Source organism: Microbacterium sp. SA156 (genome assembly GCF_049065455.1).
In the GTDB taxonomy this organism is placed as follows: Bacteria; Actinomycetota; Actinomycetes; order Actinomycetales; family Microbacteriaceae; genus Microbacterium; species Microbacterium barkeri.
The window spans coordinates 52,742-76,063 of record NZ_JBAKGU010000008.1 but is presented as its reverse complement, the minus strand read 5'-3'; the positions used below and the strand labels follow the sequence as shown (position 1 = coordinate 76,063).

The window sequence follows — 23,322 nt, the reverse complement described above, 5'->3', positions numbered from 1 at the left end:
CCAGTGGACGCCGTCTCGCGCGCTCGATCATCCTCGTGCCCTTTCCGAAAGGACAGCAGAGGGGCGGGATCATCGCTACGGTGCTTGTGGCGACGGCTTCAGAGCGGCTTCCGACGCGGGGGGTTCGCTGACATCGACGAAGTCGCCCTGCGATTGTAGCGCGTCCGCGTCGGCCCGCTCGCGGCCCGGTCGGTAGGGGCTGGGCTCGAGGCCCGTGTGCCGCGCCTGCACGACGAGGACGACGGCGCCCACGACGATCGCGGCGATCGCGCCCCAGACGTTCGTGCGCAGGCCGAGGATGATCTCGCTCGGGTCGATGCGGATGGTCTCCCAGACGACGCGGCCCGCGCCGTACCAGATGAGGTAGACCGCGAACAGCCGTCCCCACTGGAACGCGAGGCTCCGGCCGAGCCAGAAGAGCAGGACGACGCCGATGACGTTCCAGACGATCTCGTAGAGGAAGGTCGGGTGGAACAGCGTGTCGTCGGCGAGCCCCGGCGGGAAGGCGGGGTTGTCGGGCTCGATCTCGAGGCCCCAGGGGAGGTCGGTCGGCCAGCCGAACAGCTCGTGGTTGAACCAGTTGCCGAAGCGGCCGAGCGCCTGCGCGAGCAGGAGGCCGGGCGCGAGCGCGTCGGCGAACGTCCAGAACCGGATGCCGGTCCACCGGCAGCCGAGCCACGCGCCGAGCGCGCCGCCCAGCAGCGCGCCGAAGATGGCGATGCCGCCCTCCCAGATCGCCCACACCGAGCCGGGCTCGAGCGGGTTCCACGGGTTGGCGCCCTCGCCGAAGTAGAAGCCCCAGTGCGTGAGCACGTGGTAGGCGCGCGCGCCCACGATCGCGAGCGGCACCGCGAGGAGCGCGATGTCGATGACGACCCACGGCTCCGCCCCGCGCCGCGTGAGACGGCGGTTCGTGATGAGCGTCGCCACGACGATGCCCGTGATGATGCACAGGGCGTAGTAGTGGATTCGCAGCGGGCCGATCTCGAAGAACGACTCCGGGGGGCTGGGGATGCTCGCGACGACGCTCGTCAGGGCGGAGGACAGCATGATCGAGAGTCTAATTCCTCTCGGGTGCGGCTCCGTGACGCACGGTGCCCGCCGCGAGCTCGCGGGTCTTCTCGGCGAGGCCCTCGACTCCGCCGTCGCGCAGCGCGCGCACGAGGGCGGTGCCCACGATCGCGCCGTCGGCGTACTCCACGATGCTCGCGATGTGCTCGGCGCTCGAGACGCCGATGCCGACGCACGCGCGTGCGGCGCCGTGCGCGCGCAGGCGGCCCACGAGCGCCCTGGCGGCCTTGTCGAGCTCCGCGCGCTCCCCCGTGATCCCCATGGTCGAGACGGTGTAGACGAAGCCCGTCGTCGCGCCGACGATGAGATCGAGCCGGTCGTCGGTCGAGGTCGGCGCCGCGAGGAACACGCGGTCCAGTCCCGTGCGCTCGGACGCGGCGATCCAGTCGGCCGCGGCGTCCGGCGTGATGTCCGGCGTGATGAGCCCCGCGCCGCCGGCGGCGCGCACCTCGTCGGCATAGCGGTCGACGCCGCGCTGGACGACGAGGTTCCAGTAGGTCATGACGAGCACGGGCACATCGGTGCGCGCCGTGATCTCGCGCAGCGCCGTGAAGAGGTGCTCGGTGCGGAAGCCCGCCTCGAGCGCCGCGTTCGTCGCCTCCTGGATGATGGGGCCGTCCATCACGGGGTCGCTGTAGGGCGGGCCCAGCTCGATGATGTCGACGCCGTTCTCGGCGAGGGCGACGGCCGCGTCGATGCTCGTCTGCAGGTCGGGGAACCCCACAGGGAGGTAGCCGATGAAGGCTCCTCGTCCGTCGGCAGCGGCCCGGGCGATCGCGTCCTCGACACGGCTCACGCGTCGGCTCCCTCGTCGTAGAGGCCGAACCAGCGGGCGGCCGTGTCCATGTCCTTGTCGCCGCGGCCGGAGAGGCACACCGCGAGCACGGCGTCCGGCCCGAGCTCGCGCCCGATCCGCAGCGCGCCGGCGAGCGCATGGGCCGACTCGATCGCGGGGATGATGCCCTCGGTCCGGCTCAGCAGGCGCAGCGCGTCCATCGCCTCGGCGTCGGTCGCCGGGATGTACTCCGCGCGCCCGATCGAGGCGAGCCACGAGTGCTCGGGGCCGACGCCGGGATAGTCCAAACCGGCGGAGATCGAGTGCGACTCGACGGTCTGGCCGTCCTCGTCCTGCAGCACGAAGGTGCGCGCTCCGTGCAGGACGCCCGGACGACCGCGCTCGATCGACGCGGCGTGACGCGGGGTGTCGACGCCGTCGCCCGCTGCCTCGACGCCGAAGAGCCGCACGCCGGGGTCGTCGATGAACGCGTCGAACATGCCGATCGCGTTCGATCCGCCGCCGACGCACGCGAGGACGGCGTCGGGCAGGCGCCCGACGCGCTCGAGGAGCTGCGCGCGCGCCTCGTCGGAGATGATCTTCTGGAAGTCGCGGACCATCGCGGGGAACGGGTGCGGGCCCGCGGCCGTGCCGAAGATGTAGTTCGTCGTCTCGACGCTCGACACCCACTCGCGGTACGCCTCGTTGATCGCGTCCTTGAGGGTGCGCGAGCCGGTCTTGACGGCCACGACCTCGGCGCCCAGCAGGCGCATGCGGGCCACGTTGAGCGCCTGGCGCTCGGTGTCGACCTCGCCCATGTAGATGCGGCACTCGAGCCCGAAGAGCGCGGCCGCGGTCGCCGTGGCGACGCCGTGCTGGCCGGCGCCCGTCTCGGCGATCACGCGCGTCTTGCCGAGCCGCCTCGTGAGCAGCGCCTGGCCGAGGACGTTGTTGATCTTGTGGCTGCCCGTGTGGTTGAGATCCTCGCGCTTGAGGATGATGCGGGCGCCGCCCGCATGCTCCGCGAAGCGCGGCACCTCCGTGAGGGCCGACGGGCGGCCGGCGTAGTCCGCGAGGAGCGCGTTCAGCTCTGCGTGGAAGGCGGGGTCGGCCATCGCCTCCTCGTGCGCGACCGCGAGCTCGTCGATCGCCGCGATGAGCGACTCGGGCATGTAGCGCCCGCCGAAGTCGCCGAAGAACGGGCCGGGCTGCTCGCGAAGGCTCATGCGCGCCTCTCCCCTGCTGCGAAGTCGCCGGCGGCGAGGAACGCGCCGAGCGTGGAAACCGGGTCGCCCGTGACGAGCGCTTCGCCCACGAGCACGACATCCGCGCCCGCCTCGCGGTAGTGCGCGACGTCATCGGGAGAGAGCACCGCCGACTCGGCGATGCGGATCGCGCCGGCGGGGAAGCCGTCGACGAGCCGCCCGAACAGGTCGCGGTCGAGCTCGAAGGTCGACAGGTCGCGTGCGTTCACGCCGATGAGATCGGCGCCCAGATCCGCGGCGCGCGCGACCTCATCGGCGGAGTGGGCCTCGACGAGGGGCGTCATCCCGAGCTCGATCGTGAGCCGGTAGAGCTCCTCGAGCACGGGCTGCTCGAGCGCCGCCACGATGAGCAGCACGATGTCGGCGCCGGCCGCGCGGGCCTCGAGCACCTGGTACGGGGTCGCGATGAAGTCCTTGCGCAGCACCGGGAGCGAGACGCGGGCGCGCACCGCCGCGAGGTCGGCGAGACTGCCCTTGAACCGGCGCTGCTCGGTGAGAACCGAGATGGCCGACGCTCCGCCCTGCTCGTACAGCCCCGCCTGCAGCGCGGGGTCGGGGATCGCGGCGAGGTCGCCGCGCGAGGGGCTCGCGCGCTTCACCTCGGCGATGATCTTCACCCGGGCGTCGGGACGGAGCGCGGAGACGACGTCGAGCGCAGGCGCCTGTGCGGCGGCTGCGCTCTCGACGACGGCCGAGGGCCGCTCGGCCCTGCGCGCCTCGGCGTCCTCGACGGCCCCGGCCGTGAGCTCGGCCAGGAGCGACATCAGTGCGCCTTGGGCTGGTACTTGGATCCGCCTGCGCCGTAGCCCGCCTTCGTGAGGATGAAGCCCACGATGGGTCCGATCAGGAAGACCGCGGCCGAGGCGATGAGCAGCCACGGCACCCACAGGAACAGCGCGACCGCGGCGACGGAGAGCCCGAGGAGCATGATGAGCACAGCGCTCCAGGCGGCGGGCGAGTGTCCGTGTCCGGGGTCGTCGATCGAGTGGGTCATGTCGTGTCATCCTCCGTGCTGCTGGGAACGTCGTCCAGTCTATCGGGGCCGGGCGCTGGCCCCTGCCGCCGTCAGCGGGTGGGGTCGTCGCCGCGGGACAGGTCGTCCCACGAGTCGATCGCATCGAGCGGGGCGTCGTCGGCCGCGGCCGTGCGGGCGGAGCGCTTCTCGTAGCGGCGACCCGCGCGCCGCCATGCGTGAGCGGTGCCGAGGGTCCACAGGCCCGCGAGCGCGATGAGCGCGCCCGCGACGATGGTCACCGCCGGCCACGGGGTGAGGGCCATCCCCTGCACGAGGTCCTCGATCGCCGACTCCCCGGCGATGCCGGTGTGCTCGGTGACGACGGCCGACGCCGCCGTCGCGCGCGGTGCCGCCACGAGCGCGGCGCTCAGCCACGCGATCCCTCCGCCGACCGCGACCGCGAGCGCCGCGAGGACGTAGCGGACGACCGGGCCCACGATCGCGAGCACGAGCGACAGCGCGAGCGCCGCGAGCGAGAGCGGCTGGAGTACCGAGACCGCCTCGGAGCCGGCGACCGGGAGCGTCGTGCCGGCGACCGAGGCGGTGAGCCACGTCTGCGTCGATCCGATCAGTGCGAGCGCCGCGCCCGAGAGCGCCGCGAGCACCGCGATCATCCGCCCGCGCCGCGCGAGCGCCCCCTCGCCGGGCGCCGCGCCCATCCGCCCGTCGGTCATCCGACCACCGGGTGGAGGTCGCGGTCGCCCACCTCGGGGCGGGAGGTGTCGCTGTCGAAGCACGTGCGCGTGTTCGTGTGGCACGCGGGCCCGATCTGGTCGATCTCGAGCAGGACGACGTCGCCGTCGCAGTCGAGCTTCGCGCCCTTCACGATCTGGATGTGCCCGGACGTGTCGCCCTTGCGCCAGTACTCGCGCCGCGACCTCGACCAGTAGGTCACCCGTCCCGAGGTCAGCGTGCGGCGCAGGGCCTCGGCGTCCATCCATGCGAGCATGAGCACCTCGCGCGTGTCCCACTGCTGCACGATCGCGGGGACGAGCCCGTCGGGGCCGAACGCCACGCGCGCGATGCGGTCGTCGACCTCGCTCATCGCGTCTCGATCCCGTCGGCGCGCAGCGCCTGCTTGACCTCGCCGATCGTCATCTGGCCCGAGTGGAAGACGCTCGCCGCGAGCACCGCGTCGGCGCCCGCGCGCACGGCGGGCGCGAAGTGCGACACGTCGCCTGCCCCGCCCGACGCGATCACGGGCACGCTCGCGAGCTCGCGCATGAGCCCCACGAGCTCGAGGTCGAAGCCGGCCTTCGTGCCGTCGGCGTCGATCGAGTTCACGAGCAGCTCGCCCGCGCCGCGCTCGATCGCCTCGCGCGCCCACGCGAGCGCGTCGAGGTCGCTCTCCTTCTTGCCGCCGTGCGTCGTCACGACGAACCCGGAGGGCGTGCGGGGCGAGCGCTTGACATCGAGCGAGAGCACGAGCGCCTGCGCGCCGAACCGGTCGGCGATCTCGTCGAGCAGACCGGGGCGGGCAATCGCGGCCGAGTTGACGCCCACCTTGTCGGCGCCCACGCCCTGGAGCCGCGCGACGTCGTCGACCGAGCGGACGCCGCCGCCCACCGTGAGCGGGATGAAGACCTCCTCGGCCGTGCGCCGCACGACATCGTAGGTCGTGGCGCGCTCGTCGACCGTCGCCGTGACGTCGAGGAAGGTGAGCTCGTCGGCGCCCTGCTCGAAGTACCGGCGGGCGAGCTCGACGGGGTCGCCCATCTCGCGGAGGTTCTCGAAGTTGACGCCCTTGACGACGCGGCCGCCGGCCACGTCGAGGCACGGGATGACCCGGGTGACGACGCTCATCAGAGGCGCGCGTTGTGGATGGCCGTGACGAGGATCGCGCGCGCGCCGATGCCGTACAGCTCGTCCATCACGCGGTTCACGCCGCGGCGCGGGACCATGACGCGCACGGCCACCCACTCGGGGTCGCGCAGCGGCGACACGGTGGGCGACTCGATGCCGGAGGCGATCTCCACGGCGCGGTCGACGAGCGCCGCGGGGAGGTCGTAGTCGAGCATGACGTACTGCCGGGCGACCATCACGCCGCGCAGGCGACGCAGGAGCGTCTCGATGCCCGCGTGCTCGCGCGGGCCCTGGATGAGGACGGCCTCGGACTCGAGGATCACGGGCCCGAAGATGTCGAGTCCGGCCTGCCGGAGGGTGGTGCCGGTCTCGACGACGTCGGCGATCGCGTCGGCGACGCCGAGCTCGACGGCCGACTCCACGGCGCCGTCCAGCGGCACGAGGTCGGCGGCGACGCCGTGGCTGTCGAGGAACGAGTCGACGAGCCCGGGGTACGACGTCGCGATGCGCGCGCCGTCGAGATCGGCCACGCCCGCGAAGCGCCCGGGAGGGGCGGCGAAGCGGAACGTCGACGTCGCGAAGCCGAGCGTCTCGATCTCCCGGGCGGACATCCGCACGTCCAGGAGCAGGTCGCGGCCGGTGATGCCGACGTCGAGCGCACCGGCGGAGACGTACGTGGCGATGTCGCGCGGGCGCAGGTAGAAGAACTCGACGTCGTTGGCGGCGTCGATGAGGTGCAGCGACTTCGAGTCGCGGCGACCGGCGTAGCCGGCCTCCGCGAGCATCTCGGCGGCGGTCTCGGAGAGCGAGCCCTTGTTGGGAACGGCGATGCGGAGCATGCGAGGTCTTTCGATCGGGGTGTCAGACGGATGAGCGGTGCGGCTCACAGATGTCGGTACACGTCCTCGAGGGTGAGGCCCTTCGCGAGCATGAGCACCTGGAGGTGGTACAGCAGCTGCGAGATCTCCTCCGCGGCCTCGGCGTCGGACTCGTACTCCGCGGCCATCCACACCTCGGCGGCCTCTTCCACGATCTTCTTGCCGATGAAGTGGATGCCGGCGTCGAGCTCCTTGACGGTCCCGGAGCCCTCCGGACGCGTCTGGGCCTTCTCAGCCAGCTCGGCGAACAGGTCGTCGAAGTTCTTCACCCGTCAAGGCTACCGGTTCGCGTGCACGTGCTCCGCGGCGAGGGCGCGGAGGTCGGCGATCGCGACGTCGATGTCGGCGGCGCCGAACACCGCGGAGCCCGCGACGAACGTGTCGGCGCCGGCCTCGGCGGCCTGCGCGATCGTGGACTCGGAGATGCCGCCGTCCACCTGGAACCACACCGGCGCCCCGACGCGACGCGCCTCCTCGGCGAGAGCCCTGAGCTTGGGCATCATCTCGGGCATGAAGGACTGGCCGCCGAACCCGGGCTCGACCGTCATCACGAGGATCTGGTCGAACTCGTGCAGGTGCTCGTAGAGGGCGTCGGCCGGCGTGCCGGGCTTGATGGCGACACCGGCCCTCGCGCCGATGCCGCGCAGGCGGCGGGCGAGCGCGACCGGGTCGTGCGACGCCTCGAGGTGGAACGTCACCGACGCCGCCCCCAGCTCGGCGTAGCCCGGCGCCCACCGGTTCGCATCCGTGATCATGAGGTGGACGTCGAGCGGCACGGGGCTCGTCTCCTGGATGCGCTGCACCATCTGCGGTCCGAACGTGAGGTTCGGCACGAAGTGGTTGTCCATGACGTCCACATGCACGAAGTCGGCCGTCGCGATCCGCTCGAGGTCGGCCTGCATGTTGACGAAGTCGGCGGACAGGATGCTCGGGTTGATGCGCGGCGCGCCGGGGAGTGTCACCCCGCCATTATCGCGCGTCGCGGCGGGTCACCGCCTCCGCAGGAGCGCGAGGAACATCGCGTCGGTCCCGTGCCGATGCGGCCACAGCTGCGCGTGGCCCGACCCGTCTACCGGGGCGGGGAGGTCGAGGGGCGTGCGGGCGACCGCCTGCAGCGCGGCGCGGGCGTCGAGCTCCTCGACGTCGGATCCGCGTCGCTCGAGGATCTCGCGCACGATCGCCGCCGTCTCCGCGAGATGCGGGGAGCACGTCACGTACGCGACCGTGCCGCCCGGCGCGAGCGCGGTGACCGCGGCGTCGAGCAGCTGTGCCTGGATGGCGGCGAGCTCGGCGACATCGGACGGCTGCTTGCGCCACCGCGCCTCCGGCCGCCGACGGAGAGCGCCGAGCCCCGTGCACGGCGCGTCGACGAGGATCCGGTCGAACGAGCCGGGCTGGGCGGCCGCGAGCTCCCGCCCGTCCCTCTCGTGCACGACGACCTCGAGCGGCACAGGGGCGAGCGCCCTGCGCACGAGGCCGGCCCGCGCGGGCACGACCTCGTTCGCCTCGAGGCGCGCGCCGCCCGCGAGCGCCTCCGCGGCGAGGAGCGCGGTCTTGCCGCCCGGGCCCGCGCACAGGTCGAGCCACCGCTCGCCTGGCGCGACCGGTGCGAGGCGCGACAGCGCGAGCGCGACGAGCTGCGAGCCCTCGTCCTGCACGCGCAGGGCTCCGGCCGATGCGCGCACGAGGGGCTCGGGATCGCCGCCGCCCAGGCGGAAGCCCACCGGGGAGTGCGGCGTCGGCTCGCCCTGCGCCTCCGCGAGACCGGGCAGCGCCGCCATCGTCACCGACGGCGAGGCGTTGTCGGCCGCGAGCAGCGCGTCGAGCTCGCTCTCGCGCCCCTCGGCCGCGAGGGCGCGCCGCAGCGCCCGGATCACCCACACCGGGTGCGCCGACGCGATCGCGAGGCGCTCGTCGTCGGATCGGGCCGACGCGGCCGCCCGGTCGGTCCACGAGGCGAGATCGTCCTGACCGATCCTCCGCAGCACGGCATTCGCGAAGCCCGCGGCGCGCGGCCCCGCCTCGTCGCGCACGAGCTGGACCGACTCGTTGACGGCGGCATGCGGCGCCACGCGCGTCGCGAGGAGCTGGTGCGCGCCGAGGCGCAGGGCATCGAGCACGGGCGCATCGATCGCATCCGGCTCGCGATCGGCTGCGAGGCGGATGATCGCGTCGTACGTCCCGAGACGGCGGAGCGTGCCGTATGCGAGCTCGGTCGCGAGGCCCGCGTCGGGTCCTGTGAGGCCCGCGCGCTCGATCTCGCGCGGCAGCAGGAGGTTCGCGTACGCGTCGGACGACGAGACCGCGCGCAGCACGGCGAACGCGACCTGGCGGGCCGGCTGCACCCGGACGACGGTGCGGCGGTCGCCGCGGCGTGGTGCGGCGCTCATGCGCCCAGCCGCGCCGTCTCGCGCAGCCCGCGGAACCAGTCGGCCGCGGCCATCGCCCCCTTGCCCGCCGGCTGGACGCGGGTCAGCAGAAGCGGCTCGGTCCCGGTGCCGACGAGGACGCCGTCCTTCGCCGCCGCGGTCTCCCCCGGCGCGAGCGGCGCGCCCGCGCCCGCCCTCGCCATCCGCAGCACCTTGAAGCGCGCGCCGTCGAGGGTCGTGTGCGCGCCCGGCTCGGGCGTCACGCCCCGGTACCGCGCGAACACGCGGTCCGCGGGCTCGGTCCACTCGAGGAGGCCGTCGGCGAGCTCGAGCTTGGGTGCCGGGGTCGGGTCGCCCTCCTGCGGCCTCGCCAGCGCGTTCCCCGCGGCGATCGTCGACACGACGTCGACGAGCTGCGCCGCGCCGGCCTCGGCGAGGACCGCGAGGGCCTCCCCCGCTGTCGCGTCGTCGGGAAGCGGCACGGCCTCCTGTGCGTAGACGTCGCCCGCATCGAGCTCGCGCACGAGCTGGAACACGGCGGTCCCGAGCTCGGCGTCGCCCGCGATGAGCGCGTGCTGCACGGGGGCGGCCCCGCGCCAGCGCGGCAGGAGCGAGAAGTGGAGGTTGATCCATCCGTGCCGCGGAGCCGACAGGAGGGGCTCGCGCACCAGGCCGCCGTAGGCGACGACGACGGCGAGCTCGGGGGTCAGAGCGGTGATCGCCTCGGTCGCGTCGGCGTCGAGGCGCGCGGCCCTGATCACGCGCAGGCCGAGCTCGTCGGCCGCCTGCGCGACGGGCGACGGGGTGAGCACGCGCTTGCGGCCGAGCGGCGCGTCGGGGCGCGTGACGACGGCCGCGATGTCGTGACCGGCCGCGTGCAGGGCGCGCAGCGAGGGCACGGCGACGTCGGGGGTGCCGGCGAACACGAGCCGGAGCGGGCGAGGGGAGGTCATGACGGCTGGTCCTTCAGAGCTCGGGGTCGGCGATGTCGACGCGCACTGCGAGTGTATTGCGGGCCGCCTTGCGGCTTCGTGAGTCCTTCGCGCGGCCGCGCGCCTTCATGGCCGCCGCGACGACCGACGCGCGCAGCGACCGGGTCACCGCCGGTCCGCGGCCGTAGTCGAAGCGGATGAGCGCGCGCGAGCCCGGATACCCGTCGCGATCGATCGGCACCGGCCCGAGGATCGCGTCGAGCGGGAGCCCGGGCACGTCCTCCGCGAGCGAGCGGAGCGCCGCGTCGACGGCCGACGTGTCGCCCTCCAGCCGGGCCACGCGCGAGGCCGGCGGCATGCGCAGGGGCGCGCGCTCGCCGAGCTCCAGCCGGGCGTAGTGCGGCTGCGTCCAGCTCGCGAGGGCTCGGCCGACCGGCCCCGTCACTCCGACGAGATGCACGGGCGCGTCGGGCGCCGCGAGGGCCGCGGCGTTTGACCACCAGCGCAGGCAGTGCTCGCCGATCCTGAGGTCGGGCGCCTGGAGCATGCGGTCGCCGTCCAGGAGGAGCACGGCGCGGTAGCCGCCCGGCGCGAGCGGCTCGGCGCCGCGCGTCGCGACGACGAGCGCCGGCCGGTCGTCGACCTCCCGGACGGGATGCGCGCCGTCGGCCACGACGACCCGCGCACCGGGGAACGCGCGACCGAGCTCGTCGGCCGTGCGCTCGCTGCCCGATGACGCGAGCCGGAGCCGCGTCGATGAGCACTGCGGGCAGGACCACGCATGAGCCGACCGCCCGCACCACGCGCACACGGGCGTCGCACCGCGCGCTCGCGCGTGGAGCGGTCCTCCGCAGTGGGCGCAGCGCGTCGGCGTGCGGCAGGCCGCGCACACGAGCGACGGCGCATAGCCCGGACGCGCGACCTGGACGAGCACGGGTCCCTCGGCGATCGCCTCGCGCACGGCGCGGAAGCTCGCCGACGGGATGCGCGCGGCGACCTGCTCGTGCTCGGGAGCCGTGCTGAGCACTACGCGCGGCGCGATCCGGCGCGGCGCCTGCACCTCCGCGACGAACCCGATCGACACGAGCCGCTCGACGTCGGTCGTCCGCGTGTGCCCGGCGAACAGGAGCGCGCAGCCGTCGATGCTCTGACGCACGAGAGCGACGTCGCGCGCGTGGGCGTACGGCGCGAGCGGCTCCTCGAGCAGCGGGTCGCCGTCGTCCCAGATCGCGACGAGCCCCGCGTCGCTGACGGGTGCGTAGACGGCCGAGCGATTGCCGATCACGATGCACGGCGCGGCCTCGAGCGTGCGCAGGTATCCCGCGTAGCGCTCGGGGCCGGACTGACCCGCATCGTGGCGGACGATCGCCCCGTCCGGGACCAGCGGGAGGAGCTGCTCCTGCAGGAGGTCGAGATCTCGGTGGTCCGGGACCGCGACGATCGCCGAGCGTCCGGCGGCGAGCATCGTGGCGGCGGCGGCCGCGAGCAGGCGCGCCCAGGCCGGCCGGCCGTCGACGAGCCGCGGCGGCGCATCCACCGCGACGCGCTCCCCCGCGAGCAGCTGCTCGCGCAGCGTCGGGAACTCCTCGAGCACGGCCTCGGCCCGCCGCCTCTCCGCCGACAGCACCACCGGCGCCGTGCGCGCCTCTGACGCGAGCCACGCCTTCTCGGCCCTCACCATCCGCTTGGGCACGGCGAGGCGCAGGACGTCCGCGGCGGAGCCCGCCGCACGGTCGGCGACCGAGCGCGCGAGACGGTAGAGGCGCTCGGGCAGAACGGGCGCGCTCGAGACGACCTGGTCGATCTCCGACAGCGGCCGGTCGGCGTCGTCCTCGTCGTCGATCTCGACGACGAAGCCCTCGACGACCCGCCCGGCCGTCCGCAGGGGCACCTTCACCCGCACGCCCTGCGCGACGTCGTCGAGGAGCTCGCGCGGGATCGCGTAGTCGAAGAGCCGGTCGAGCTGCGGCAGCGGGGAGTCGAGCTGCACGCGCGCGATGCGGCGTGTCATCGCCCGCGTCCCGTCGTCAGAGCCCTGCGGCGCGCCGCAGCTCCTCGACGCGCGTGGTCTGCTCCCAGGTGAAGTCGGGCAGCTCGCGGCCGAAGTGGCCGTACGCGGCGGTCTGCGCGTAGATCGGGCGCAGCAGGTCGAGGTGCTCGATGATCGCCGCGGGGCGCAGGTCGAAGACCTGCTCGATCGCGCGGATGATCACGTCGTCCGAGACCTTGCCCGTACCGAAGGACTCGACGTACAGGCCCACCGGGTTCGCCTTGCCGATCGCGTACGCGACCTGCACCTCGAGGCGATCGGCGAGTCCCGCAGCCACGGCGTTCTTCGCGACCCACCGCATGGCGTATGCGGCCGAGCGGTCGACCTTCGACGGGTCCTTGCCGCTGAAGGCGCCGCCGCCGTGGCGCGACGCGCCGCCGTACGTGTCGATGATGATCTTGCGCCCCGTGAGGCCCGCGTCGCCCTTCGGACCGCCCGTCACGAACGGCCCTGCGGGGTTGATGTAGAGCTTGACGCCCTCGGCGTCGAGCCCGGTCTGCTCGAGGACGGGGCGGATGACCGACCTCTCGACCTCGTCGCGGAGCTCCTCCTGCGTCATCTTCGGGTGGTGCTGCGTCGAGAGCACGACCGCGTCGATCGTCCGGGGGGTGAACCCCTCGTAGCCGAGCGTGACCTGGGTCTTGCCGTCGGGGCGCAGGAACGGCAGCTCGCCGCTGCGCCGCACCTCCGTGAGGCGCTCGGCGAGCCGGTGCGCCGTCCATGCCGCCATCGGCATGAGCTGCGGGGTCTCGTTCGTGGCGAAGCCGAACATGATGCCCTGGTCTCCCGCACCGAGCACGTCGAAGCGGTCGATCGAGTCGCCCTCGCGCTGCTCGAGCGCCTTGTCGACGCCGTGCGCGATGTCGCTCGACTGCTCGCCGACCGAGACGCTCACGCCGCACGAGTCTCCGTCGAAGCCCATGTCGCTCGAGGTGTAGCCGATGCGGTTGATCACGCGCCGCACGATCGCGGGGATCTCGACGTAGCCGTCGGTGCGGATCTCGCCCGCGACGTGCACGAGGCCGGTCGTCACGAGCGTCTCGACGGCCACGCGGCTGTCGCGGTCGACCGCCAGGAGCCCGTCGAGGATGCTGTCCGAGATCTGGTCGCAGATCTTGTCGGGGTGTCCTTCGGTGACCGACTCGGACGTGAACAGGCGCAGGCTCATGGCGGCTCCAGACGATCGGGCGGGCGCGGCGCCTGCGGGCACCGCGCCCTCCAGTATGACGAGGGCCCCCGACACGCGGTGACGGAGGCCTGTCGGTGTGACGAGTTCTTACGCGGTCACTCCGCGGGGCGCAGGCGCAGCTTGTCCTGGTGGATCTCGTGCAGCGCGATCGTCAGCGGCTTGTCCTCGACCGACGAGTCGACGAGGGGCCCGACGTTGTCGAACAGGTTCCCCTCGTGGAGGTCCGTGTAGTAGTCGTTGATCTGACGCGCGCGCTTGGCGCCGTAGATCACCAGCTGGTACTTCGAGTCGACCTTGTCGAGAAGCTCGTCGATGGGCGGGTCGATGATGCCCTTGTGCTCACTGCTCATAGCAGTCCTCCTGTTCGGCGACGTCGGTCGCTCGTCGAGACCATGGCGGGATGGCGCGCGGGTGTCAGCGCGCGGACGCCTGCACCAAGTCTACGACCTGGCGCGCGGCCTCGGCGACCGACTCGTTCACGATGCGGAAATCGAACTCGTTCTGCGCGGCGAGCTCGGTGCGCGCCGTGCGCAGGCGACGGGCCCGCTCCTCCTCGTCCTCGGTGCCGCGCCCGACCAGCCGCGCGGTCAGCTCGTCCCAGCTCGGCGGGAGGAGGAAGACGAGCGTCGCCGACGGATCGGCCGCGCGGACCTGACGGGCGCCCTGCAGGTCGATCTCGAGCAGCACGGCGCGCCCCTCGGCGAGGGCCCGCTCGATCGGCTTGCGCGGCGTGCCGTAGCGGTGCCGGTTGTGCACGACCGCGTACTCGAGCAGCTCGCCGTCCGCGATGAGCCGATCGAACTCGGCGTCGTCGACGAAGTAGTAGTGCTGGCCGTCGACCTCACCCGGCCGCGGCGCGCGCGTGGTCGCGGAGACCGAGATGAGGAGCTCCGGATGGTGCTCGCGGATGTGCGCCGCGACCGTTCCCTTGCCCACCGCGGTCGGCCCGGCGAGGACGATGAGCCGGCTCCGGCCGGGCCGCGCCTGCGGCTCGGGCATCCGACTGTCGAGCCAGCCGCGCAGAGCGTGCCGCTGCCGGCTGCCGAGGCCGCCCAGCCGCTTGACCGGCGAGATCGCCAGCTCCTCGAGCACGCGGTCGCGCTTGCCCTCGCCGATCGCGGGGAGCGCCATGAGGAACTCGGGCACGCGCATCGTGCCGGCCGCGGACTGCGGGTCGGCCTCGGCCCGGCGCAGGACCTCCTGCGGCGTGACGACGCGGGTCGCGAGGTCGCGCTTGAGGCTCGCCCGCGCACGCCGCGCGGCGACCGCCTTCCGCGATGCGGCGGCGCGGTCCACCTCGGGCGGCTTCGGACGGCCCGGTGCGGTGCTCTCAGACATCGGCTTCTCCCTCCGACGATCCCCGGTAGGCGGCCGCGGCGTCGGCGATCGCCTGGGCGAGGCCGTCCGGGCCGGCGGCGAGGATGCTGCGGCTCTCGGATGCGATGACGCACGGCGCCATCTCGCGGAAGACCTCGGGCAGCGCGGCGGCGGCGGCGCCCTGGAACCCGAACCCTGGCGCGAGGATGGGCGCGGGCGGAGCGAACGGCGCCAGCCCCGCCGCGTGCCAGTCGACCGTGGCGCCGATGACGAAGCCCGTGCTGCCCCACTCCCCCTCGCGCGCGACGCGCGCGTTGCGCGCCGACACCTCGGCCACGATCGCCGCCGCGACGCTCGAGCCGTCGGCGGTCGCACGCTGGAGGGCGGTCGCCTCGGGGTTGCTCGTGGCGGCGAGGACGAACGCGCCCTTGCCGTGCTCATCCGCGAGGGCCAGCGTGCCCTCGAGCGCGCCCACGCCCAGATACGGGCTCACCGTGAGCGCGTCGGCCTCGAGCGGCGACCCCGGCGTGAGCCACGCCGCGCCGTACGCGTCCATGGTCGATCCGATGTCGCCGCGCTTGGCGTCCGCGATCACCACGAGATCGGCCGCGCGCGCCGCCGCGAGCACGTCCTCGAGAGCGGCGATCCCCGCCGACCCGAAGCGCTCGTAGAACGACACCTGCGGCTTGACGAAGCCCGCGCGCCCCGCGGCCGCCTCGACGACGCGCAGCCCGAACGCCCGCGCGCCCGCGGCATCCGCCTCGAGACCCCACTGCGCGAGCAGCGGAAGGTGCGGGTCGATCCCGACGCAGAGCGGGCCGCGCGCGTCGAGGACGGCGCGGACCCGCTCTCCGAACGACGGCACTACGCGCTCACCGCCGCCTCGCGCTGGACGCGGTCGGAGGCGTACTCCTGCAGGCTGCGCACGCCGAAGCCGCCGCCCATCGAGTCCATCGCGCTCACCGCGGCGCCGAGCACCGAGATGGTCGTGAAGAGCGCCTTGTCGGCGCCCACCGCCGCGGCGCGGATCTCGTAGCCGTCCGCGCGCGCCGACATCCCGCTGGGGGTGTTCACGATGATGTCCACGCGCCCCTCGTTGATGAGGTCGACGATGTTCGGCACGCCCGAGTCCTGCGTCTCGCTGTACTTGCGGACCACCTCGACCTCGATGCCGTTGCGCATGAGGATCTCGGCGGTGCCCTCGGTCGCGAGCAGGCGGAAGCCCAGCTGGCGCAGACGGTGCGCGGGCAGGATGACGTCGCGCTTGTCGCTGTCGGCCACCGAGATGAACACGGTGCCCGACAGCGGGATCCCGCCATACGCGGCCGCCTGGCTCTTCGCGAACGCGGTCGGGAAGTCGCGGTCGATGCCCATGACCTCTCCCGTCGAGCGCATCTCCGGGCCGAGCACGGAGTCGACCACCGCGCCCTCGCGCGTGCGGAAGCGCTTGAACGGCAGCACGGCCTCCTTGACGGCGACGGGCGTGTCGAGCGAGACCCGCGAGCCGTCCTGCTCAGGCAGCATGCCCTCCGCCTTGAGCTCGGCGATCGTCGTGCCCGCCATGACCCGGCTCGCCGCCTTCGCGAGCGGGATGCCGAGCGCCTTCGACACGAACGGCACCGTGCGGCTCGCGCGGGGGTTCGCCTCGATCACGTAGAGCACGCCGGCGCTGATCGCGAACTGCACGTTCAGCAGCCCGCGCACGCCCACGCCCTGGGCGATCGCGAGGGTCGCCTCGCGCACGCGGTCGATCTCGGTGCGGCCGAGCGACATCGGCGGCAGCGTGCAGCTCGAGTCGCCGGAGTGGATGCCGGCCTCCTCGAGGTGCTCCATGATGCCGCCCACGTAGAGCTCGTGCCCGTCGTAGAGCGCGTCGACGTCGATCTCCACGGCGTCGTCGAGGAAGCGGTCGACGAGGAGCGGCTGGCCGGGGCCGATGATGGCCTGGTCGGCGATGCGGAGGAAGTAGTCGCGCAGGCTCGCCGTGTCGTACACGATCTCCATGCCGCGCCCGCCGAGCACGAAGCTCGGGCGCACGAGCACGGGGTAGCCGATCTCCTCGGCGATCGCGACGGCGCCCTCGACGTCGGTCGCGGTGCCGTTGCGGGGCGCGACGAGGGCGGCGCGCTCGAGGATCTCGGAGAACAGGCCGCGCTCCTCGGCGAGGTCGATCGCCGCGGGGCTCGTGCCGAGGATGCGGTAGCCCGCGTCCTCGATGCCCTTCGCGAGCCCGAGGGGCGTCTGCCCGCCGAGCTGGCAGATGACGCCGAAGATCTCGCCCGACTGGGCCTCGGCGTGGAGGACCTCGAGCACGTCCTCGAGCGTGAGCGGCTCGAAGTACAGGCGGTCGGAGGTGTCGTAGTCGGTCGAGACCGTCTCCGGGTTGCAGTTGACCATGACCGTCTCGAATCCGGCGTCGCTCATCGCGAACGAGGCGTGCACGCACGAGTAGTCGAACTCGACGCCCTGGCCGATGCGGTTCGGGCCCGAGCCGATGATGACGACCTTGCGGCGGTCGGACGGCGTGACCTCGGTCTCGGACTCGTAGCTCGAGTAGTGGTAGGGCGTCTGCGCGGGGAACTCGCCCGCGCACGTGTCGACCGTCTTGAACACGGGGCGGATGCCGAGGCCGTGGCGGATGCCGCGCACCTCCGCCTCGGACAGGCCGCGCAGCTGCGCGATCTGGACGTCCGAGAATCCGTGGTCCTTGGCCAGGCGGATGGCCCGCTCGTCGAGCTCCGCGGCGTCGGCGACGGCCTGCGCGACCTCGTTGATGAGGACGATCTGGTCGAGGAACCACGGGTCGATGGCCGTCGACGCGAACACCTGCTCGACCGTCGCGCCGAGGCGCAGCGCCTGCTGCACGTCGACGATGCGGCCGTCGGTGGGCGTCTTGATCGTCTCGAGGAGCTCCTCGACCGAGCGCGTCTCCTCGCCCCAGTGGAAGCTCGAGCCGCGCTTCTCGACGGAGCGGAGCGCCTTCTGCAGGGCGGTCGTGTAGTTGCGGCCGATCGCCATGGCCTCGCCGACCGACTTCATGGTCGTGGTGAGCGTGGGGTCGGCGGCCGGGAACTTCTCGAACGCGAAGCGCGGGACCTTGACGACGACGTAGTCGAGCGTGGGCTCGAACGAGGCCGGCGTGACCTGCGTGATGTCGTTGGGCACCTCGTCGAGGCGGTAGCCCAGGGCCAGCTTGGCCGCGAGCTTGGCGATCGGGAAGCCCGTCGCCTTCGACGCGAGCGCCGACGAGCGGGAGACGCGCGGGTTCATCTCGATGACGATGATGCGCCCGTTCTCGGGGTTGATCGCGAACTGGATGTTGCAGCCGCCGGTGTCGACCCCCACGGCGCGGATGATGTCGATGCCGATGTCGCGCAGGCGCTGGTACTCGCGGTCGGTGAGCGTGAGCGACGGGGCGACCGTGATCGAGTCGCCCGTGTGCACGCCGACCGGGTCGACGTTCTCGATCGTGCAGACGACGACCGTGTTGTCGGCCGTGTCGCGCATGAGCTCGAGCTCGTACTCCTTCCAGCCGAGGATCGACTCCTCGAGGAGCACCTCGGTCGTGGACGACTCGTGCAGGCCCGCGCCCGCGATGCGGCGCAGGTCCGCCTCGTCGTAGGCGAAGCCCGACCCCAGGCCGCCCATCGTGAACGAGGGGCGCACGACGAGCGGGTAGCCGAGGTCCTCTGCCGCCTCGAGCACCTCCTCCATCGTGTGGGCGATGCGGCTGCGCGCGACCTCGGCGCCCGCCTCGACGACGAGCTCCTTGAACACCTGGCGGTCCTCGCCCTTGCGGATGGCGTCGACCTTGGCGCCGATGAGCTCGACGTCGTACTTCTCGAGGATGCCGCGCTCGTGCAGGGCCATCGCCGCGTTCAGCGCGGTCTGGCCGCCCAGCGTCGGCAGGATCGCGTCGGGCTTCTCCTTCGCGATGATCGTCTCGATGACCTCGGGCGTGATCGGCTCGATGTACGTCGCGTCGGCGAAGTCGGGGTCGGTCATGATCGTCGCGGGGTTCGAGTTCACGAGGATGACGCGGACGCCCTCCTCCCGGAGCACGCGGCACGCCTGGGTGCCGGAGTAGTCGAACTCGCAGGCCTGGCCGATCACGATCGGGCCCGACCCGATGACGAGCACGGACTGGATGTCGGGGCGCTTAGGCATTGTCTTCCTCGGACGTTGAGCGAGCGGAGCGAGCCGAGATGGTGTCGCGCACCATGTCGACGAAGCGGTCGAAGAGGTAGTTGGCGTCGTGCGGACCGCCCGCGGCCTCGGGGTGGTACTGCACGGAGAACGCCGGGATGTCGAGGGCGCGCAGGCCCTCCACGACGTCGTCGTTGAGGCCCACGTGGCTGACCTCGACGCGGCCGAACCCGGCGGGGCTCTCGAAGACCTCGTCGATCGGGGCGTCCACGGCGAACCCGTGGTTGTGCGCCGTGATCTCGACGCGGCCCGTGAGCTTGTCGCGCACCGGCTGGTTGATCCCGCGGTGGCCGAAGGGCAGCTTGTAGGTGCCGAGGCCGAGCGCGCGGCCGAGGAGCTGGTTGCCGAAGCAGATGCCGAAGAACGGCAGGCCGTCGCGCAGCACGCTCTGCAGGAGGGCGACGTGGGCGTCGCTCGCGGCGGGGTCGCCGGGGCCGTTCGAGTAGAACACCGCGACGGGGTCGATGGCCTTGAGCTCCTCGAAGGTCGTGCTCTGCGGCAGCACGTGCACCTCGAAGCCGCGTCGGGCGAGGTTCTCCACCGTCGCCTGCTTGATGCCGAGGTCGATGACGGCGAGACTGCCGATGCGGTCGCCCTGCGCGGGCGTGACGGCGGCGACATCGACCGAGACCTCGGCCGAGAGGTTGCGGCCGGCCATCGCGGGCGCCTCGGTCACGATGCGCAGCTGCTCGTCGGCGGCGAGGCGGGCGGCCTCGCCCGAGAACACGCCGCCGCGCATCGAGCCGGCCGAGCGGATGTGACGGGTCACGGCGCGCGTGTCGATGCCGCTGATCCCGACGACGCCGTCGCGCTCGAGCGCCGCGTCGAGCGGCTCCTCCGCGCGCCAGTTCGACACGACCCGGCTGGGGTCGCGCACGATGTAGCCCGACACCCAGATGCGGCGGGACTCGGGGTCCTCGGTGTTGACGCCGGTGTTCCCGATGTGCGGCGCGGTCTGCAGCACGATCTGACCCGCGTACGAGGGGTCGGTGAGCGTCTCCTGGTAGCCGGTCATGCCGGTCGAGAAGACGACCTCGCCGAGGGTCGTGCCGCGCGCACCGTAGGCGTAACCGGCGAAGCGCGTGCCGTCTTCGAGGACGAGGACCGCGGGGTCGCGGTCGAGCAGAGAGGTCATGAGGTCGCTCCTGTGGGGGTCGGGGAGGTGCGCAGGTCTTCGATCGCCGCGACGAGCGCGTCGGGATCGCCGCCCTGAAGGCGCACATAGGAATCGCAGATGGTGCCGTCGGAGGCGCGCCACGCGATGAGCACGAGGCCGTCCGTCTCGACGACGCGGTCGATGGTCCAGGTCGCGCGGCCCGCGCCGACGAGCTCGTCCGCGCGGAGGAAGATGCCGGGCGCCCCGGCGAGGTCGAGGGCGACGCCGCGGTCCGTCACCGTGACGCCCGCCTTCGCCCGGAACTCGAGGTGCCGCACGGCGAGCCGATCGAGCGGCTGGTCGTGGCGGGTCGTGGCGACGTAGAGGCCGTCGAAGCGGGCCGTCTCGGCGCCCTCCGCCGCGCGCACGGGCGCGGAGGTGCCGGCGTCCCGCCGGGATCGTCGGCGCCATCCCCACGCCATCGCGCCGAGGATGACCGCCGCGATCGCCGCCATCATGAGGAGGCCGGGGAGGTACGCGCTCATGCGCCCTCCCGCTCGACGAGCTCGCCGTCGGCGAGCGTGAGGGAGCCGCGGTGGATGGTCCACATCACGCGACCGGGCAGCTCGCGCCCGAGGTAGGGCGAGTTCGCGCTGCGTCCGCGCAGGTCGGCTGCGCCGAACGGGGCGGGCGGCCGCGGGTCGTAGAGCGCGATCTCGGCCGGCTCGCCGGCCGCGATCGGCGTGCCGTGCCCCGCGAGCCGCCCGATCCGGGCGGGCGCCTTCGACAGGACCCGCGCGACGTCCTGCCATCCGATGAGGCCCGTCGCGACCATCGCCTCGTGCACGACGCGCAGCGCGCTCTCGAGGCCGACCATGCCGTTGGCCGCGGCCGCCCACTCGCAGCTCTTGCTCTCGGCGGGATGCGGCGCGTGGTCGGTGGCGACGATGTCGATCGTGCCGTCCGCGAGGCCCTCGCGCACGGCCAGGACGTCCTCCTCGCGCCGCAGCGGCGGATTGACCTTGAAGCGCGCGTCGTACCCGCGCACGAGCTCGTCCGTGAGGAGGAGGTGGTGCGGCGTGACCTCGGCGGTCACGTCGATGCCGCGCTTCTTCGCCCATCGGATGATGTCGACCGACCCCGCGGTCGACAGGTGGCAGACGTGCAGGCGCGAGCCCACGTGCTCGGCGAGGAGCACGTCGCGCGCGATGATCGACTCCTCGGCGACCGCCGGCCATCCCGCGAGCCCCAGCTCTGCCGAGACGACGCCCTCGTTCATCTGGGCGCCCTCCGTGAGGCGGGGGTCCTGCGCGTGCTGGGCGACGACGCCGTCGAACGCCTTCACGTACTCGAGCGCGCGGCGCATGATGAGCGGATCCCACACGCAGAACCCGTCGTCGCTGAAGACGCGCACGCGCGCACGCGAGTCGGCCATCGCGCCGAGCTCGGCGAGGCGCTCGCCCTTCTGGCCGACGGTCACGGCGCCGATCGGCTGCACGGTCGCGTAGCCCGCCGCCTCGCCGAGCGCGAGCTCCTGCTCGACGACGCCCGCGACATCCGCGACGGGAGAGGTGTTGGGCATCGCGAACACGGCCGTGAAGCCGCCAGCGGCCGCTGCGCGGGTGCCGGTGAGGATGGTCTCGCTCGCCTCGTAGCCTGGCTCGCGCAGGTGGGTGTGGAGGTCGACCAGACCGGGCAGCGCGATGAGCCCTGCGGCGTCGATGATGCGGGCGCCGGCCCGGCTGAGGCCCGTGCCGACCTCCGCGATGCGGCCGTCCTCGACGAGGATGTCGGCCGTCTCGCCGCCCTCGATCGCGGCTCCTCGGATGAGAAGGGATGTCGACTCGGTCACTTCGTTCCCTCGCTCTCCCGCTCCCCCGCGAGAAGCAGGTAGAGCACGGCCATCCGCACCGACACGCCGGCTCGCACCTGCTCGAGCACGGTGGCCCGGGGCGAGTCGGCTGCGGCCGCGGAGATCTCCAGTCCCCGGTTCATGGGCCCGGGGTGCATGACAATCGTATCCTCCGGCAGCGTGGCGAAGCGCTCGGGGTCGAGGCCCCAGCGCCGCGAATACTCCCGCTCCGAGGGGAAATAGGCGGCGTTCATCCGCTCGAGCTGGATCCGCAGCATCATGAGCGCGTCGGGCCGCGCGGCGATGGCCTCGTCGAGGTCGTAGCGCACGGTCACGGGCCACTGCGACACGTCCTGCGGGAGGAGCGTCGGCGGCGCGACGAGCGTGACCTCGGCGCCGAGGGTCGCGAGGAGCCAGACGTTCGACCGCGCGACGCGCGAGTGCAGGATGTCGCCGACGATCGCGACGCGGTAGCCCGCGAGGTCGCGACCGCGACTGGCCGCCCCGTACCGGCGCTTGCGCATCGTGAAGGCGTCCAGGAGCGCCTGCGTCGGGTGCTCGTGCGTCCCGTCGCCCGCGTTCACGACGCCGGCCGAGATCCAGCCGCTCGTCGCGAGCGTGCGCGGCGCTCCGGACGCGCCGTGCCGGATGACGACGGCGTCGGCGCCCATCGCCTGCAGGGTCTGCGCGGTGTCCTGGAGGCTCTCGCCCTTCGAGACGCTCGATCCCTTCGCCGAGAAGTTGATGACGTCGGCGGAGAGGCGCTTCGCGGCGGCCTCGAACGAGATGCGCGTGCGGGTCGAGTCCTCGAAGAAGAGGTTGACGACCGTGCGGCCGCGCAGGGTCGGCAGCTTCTTGACCTCGCGCTCCTGGGTGTCGGCCATGTCCTCCGCGACGTCGAGGATGCGGATGGCGTCGGCGCGGCCGAGCGTGCGGGTGTCGAGCAGGTGCCGCATCAGCCGGCCGTCTCGATCGACACGTGCTCTTCCCCGTCGACGTCGGCGAGGCGCACGTTCACGCGCTCGGCGCGCGAGGACGGGAGGTTCTTGCCGACGAAGTCGGGGCGGATCGGGAGCTCGCGGTGGCCGCGGTCGACGAGGATCGCGAGGCGCACGGCGGACGGGCGGCCGATGTCGTTCAGGGCGTCCAGCGCAGCGCGGATGCTGCGGCCCGAGAAGAGCACGTCGTCGACGAGGACGACGGTCCGGCCGTCGATGCCCCCGGGCGGGATCTCGGTCGGGCGCGGCGCGCGCGTGGGGTGCTTCGCGAGGTCGTCGCGGTACATCGTGACGTCGAGCGAGCCGACGGGCACGGGGCGGCCGCCGAAGCGCTCGACGAGCGCCGCGAGACGACGGGCGAGCGTGACGCCCCTGGTCGGGATGCCGAGGAGGACGAGGTCGTCGGGGCCCTTGTTGGACTCGAGGATCTCGTGGGCGATCCGCGTCAGGGCACGGGCGATGTCAGCGTCATGCAGCACGGTTCTCGTGCTCATCCGCCGCTCCCT

24 protein-coding genes are annotated in these 23,322 nt (G+C 73.0%); all 24 read right to left on the bottom strand.

What is annotated here, in order from left to right; all coding sequences use genetic code 11:
- Positions 1–75: 75 nt before the first annotated feature.
- Positions 76–1,050: a prolipoprotein diacylglyceryl transferase gene (gene lgt / locus ACOWU6_RS09345; protein ID WP_421075503.1), complete on the bottom strand. Its 975-nt coding sequence runs from the start codon at positions 1,048–1,050 to the stop codon at positions 76–78.
- A gap of 10 nt (positions 1,051–1,060) precedes the next feature.
- Positions 1,061–1,867: a tryptophan synthase subunit alpha gene (trpA, locus tag ACOWU6_RS09340; RefSeq protein ID WP_421075502.1), complete on the bottom strand. Its 807-nt coding sequence runs from the start codon at positions 1,865–1,867 to the stop codon at positions 1,061–1,063.
- Positions 1,864–3,072: a tryptophan synthase subunit beta gene (gene trpB / locus ACOWU6_RS09335; protein WP_421075501.1), complete on the bottom strand. Its 1,209-nt coding sequence runs from the start codon at positions 3,070–3,072 to the stop codon at positions 1,864–1,866. Before trpB ends, trpA begins: the two co-directional genes overlap by 4 nt.
- Positions 3,069–3,875 (bottom strand): indole-3-glycerol phosphate synthase TrpC, encoded by an 807-nt coding sequence (gene trpC, locus ACOWU6_RS09330; RefSeq protein WP_271171808.1) that lies wholly within the window; start codon positions 3,873–3,875, stop codon positions 3,069–3,071. Before trpC ends, trpB begins: the two co-directional genes overlap by 4 nt.
- Positions 3,875–4,105 carry a DUF6704 family protein gene (locus ACOWU6_RS09325; protein ID WP_271171807.1) on the bottom strand — a complete coding sequence of 77 codons (231 nt, stop codon included), beginning with the start codon at positions 4,103–4,105 and terminating at the stop codon, positions 3,875–3,877. Before ACOWU6_RS09325 ends, trpC begins: the two co-directional genes overlap by 1 nt.
- Before the next feature lie 71 nt (positions 4,106–4,176).
- The gene (locus tag ACOWU6_RS09320) at positions 4,177–4,800 is read right to left on the bottom strand and encodes a Trp biosynthesis-associated membrane protein (protein ID WP_282977690.1); all 624 of its coding nucleotides are present in this window, start codon (positions 4,798–4,800) and stop codon (positions 4,177–4,179) included.
- A complete protein-coding gene (gene hisI / locus ACOWU6_RS09315; protein ID WP_271171805.1) occupies positions 4,797–5,171 on the bottom strand; it encodes a phosphoribosyl-AMP cyclohydrolase in 375 nt (124 codons plus the stop codon). The genes ACOWU6_RS09320 and hisI overlap by 4 nt, the downstream gene beginning before the upstream one ends.
- Positions 5,168–5,929 carry an imidazole glycerol phosphate synthase subunit HisF gene (gene hisF, locus ACOWU6_RS09310; RefSeq protein ID WP_421075500.1) on the bottom strand — a complete coding sequence of 254 codons (762 nt, stop codon included), beginning with the start codon at positions 5,927–5,929 and terminating at the stop codon, positions 5,168–5,170. Before hisF ends, hisI begins: the two co-directional genes overlap by 4 nt.
- Positions 5,929–6,768, bottom strand: coding sequence for an ATP phosphoribosyltransferase (hisG, locus tag ACOWU6_RS09305; RefSeq protein ID WP_271171803.1), 840 nt, complete (start codon positions 6,766–6,768; stop codon positions 5,929–5,931). The genes hisF and hisG overlap by 1 nt, the downstream gene beginning before the upstream one ends.
- A 44-nt stretch (positions 6,769–6,812) precedes the next feature.
- A complete protein-coding gene (locus tag ACOWU6_RS09300; RefSeq protein ID WP_271171802.1) occupies positions 6,813–7,076 on the bottom strand; it encodes a phosphoribosyl-ATP diphosphatase in 264 nt (87 codons plus the stop codon).
- Positions 7,077–7,085: 9 nt separating this feature from the next.
- Positions 7,086–7,769 (bottom strand): ribulose-phosphate 3-epimerase, encoded by a 684-nt coding sequence (rpe, locus tag ACOWU6_RS09295; RefSeq protein ID WP_282977689.1) that lies wholly within the window; start codon positions 7,767–7,769, stop codon positions 7,086–7,088.
- 27 nt (positions 7,770–7,796) lie between these two features.
- Entirely contained in the window at positions 7,797–9,197 is a 1,401-nt protein-coding gene (locus ACOWU6_RS09290) for an RsmB/NOP family class I SAM-dependent RNA methyltransferase (RefSeq protein ID WP_421075499.1), read from the bottom strand.
- Complete coding sequence (gene fmt / locus ACOWU6_RS09285; RefSeq protein WP_421075498.1) at positions 9,194–10,129, bottom strand: methionyl-tRNA formyltransferase; 936 nt, start codon at positions 10,127–10,129, stop codon at positions 9,194–9,196. Before fmt ends, ACOWU6_RS09290 begins: the two co-directional genes overlap by 4 nt.
- Before the next feature lie 13 nt (positions 10,130–10,142).
- Positions 10,143–12,119: a primosomal protein N' gene (locus ACOWU6_RS09280; protein WP_421075497.1), complete on the bottom strand. Its 1,977-nt coding sequence runs from the start codon at positions 12,117–12,119 to the stop codon at positions 10,143–10,145.
- Positions 12,120–12,135: 16 nt separating this feature from the next.
- Positions 12,136–13,326: a methionine adenosyltransferase gene (metK, locus tag ACOWU6_RS09275; RefSeq protein ID WP_271171797.1), complete on the bottom strand. Its 1,191-nt coding sequence runs from the start codon at positions 13,324–13,326 to the stop codon at positions 12,136–12,138.
- Between the two features lie 116 nt (positions 13,327–13,442).
- The gene (gene rpoZ, locus ACOWU6_RS09270; RefSeq protein WP_156241330.1) at positions 13,443–13,697 is read right to left on the bottom strand and encodes a DNA-directed RNA polymerase subunit omega; all 255 of its coding nucleotides are present in this window, start codon (positions 13,695–13,697) and stop codon (positions 13,443–13,445) included.
- 64 nt (positions 13,698–13,761) lie between these two features.
- Positions 13,762–14,685: a guanylate kinase gene (gene gmk / locus ACOWU6_RS09265; RefSeq protein ID WP_271171796.1), complete on the bottom strand. Its 924-nt coding sequence runs from the start codon at positions 14,683–14,685 to the stop codon at positions 13,762–13,764.
- Positions 14,678–15,529 (bottom strand): orotidine-5'-phosphate decarboxylase, encoded by an 852-nt coding sequence (gene pyrF / locus ACOWU6_RS09260; RefSeq protein ID WP_421075496.1) that lies wholly within the window; start codon positions 15,527–15,529, stop codon positions 14,678–14,680. Before pyrF ends, gmk begins: the two co-directional genes overlap by 8 nt.
- Positions 15,529–18,831 (bottom strand): carbamoyl-phosphate synthase large subunit, encoded by a 3,303-nt coding sequence (carB, locus tag ACOWU6_RS09255; RefSeq protein WP_421075495.1) that lies wholly within the window; start codon positions 18,829–18,831, stop codon positions 15,529–15,531. Before carB ends, pyrF begins: the two co-directional genes overlap by 1 nt.
- Positions 18,824–20,005, bottom strand: coding sequence for a glutamine-hydrolyzing carbamoyl-phosphate synthase small subunit (gene carA, locus ACOWU6_RS09250; RefSeq protein WP_421075494.1), 1,182 nt, complete (start codon positions 20,003–20,005; stop codon positions 18,824–18,826). The genes carB and carA overlap by 8 nt, the downstream gene beginning before the upstream one ends.
- The gene (locus tag ACOWU6_RS09245; RefSeq protein ID WP_282977679.1) at positions 20,002–20,511 is read right to left on the bottom strand and encodes a hypothetical protein; all 510 of its coding nucleotides are present in this window, start codon (positions 20,509–20,511) and stop codon (positions 20,002–20,004) included. The genes carA and ACOWU6_RS09245 overlap by 4 nt, the downstream gene beginning before the upstream one ends.
- Positions 20,508–21,818, bottom strand: a complete 1,311-nt coding sequence (locus tag ACOWU6_RS09240) for a dihydroorotase (protein ID WP_421075493.1) — start codon at positions 21,816–21,818, stop codon at positions 20,508–20,510. The genes ACOWU6_RS09245 and ACOWU6_RS09240 overlap by 4 nt, the downstream gene beginning before the upstream one ends.
- Positions 21,815–22,774, bottom strand: coding sequence for an aspartate carbamoyltransferase catalytic subunit (locus tag ACOWU6_RS09235; RefSeq protein WP_271171790.1), 960 nt, complete (start codon positions 22,772–22,774; stop codon positions 21,815–21,817). The genes ACOWU6_RS09240 and ACOWU6_RS09235 overlap by 4 nt, the downstream gene beginning before the upstream one ends.
- A complete protein-coding gene (gene pyrR, locus ACOWU6_RS09230; RefSeq protein ID WP_271171789.1) occupies positions 22,774–23,310 on the bottom strand; it encodes a bifunctional pyr operon transcriptional regulator/uracil phosphoribosyltransferase PyrR in 537 nt (178 codons plus the stop codon). The genes ACOWU6_RS09235 and pyrR overlap by 1 nt, the downstream gene beginning before the upstream one ends.
- Positions 23,311–23,322: the final 12 nt, after the last annotated feature.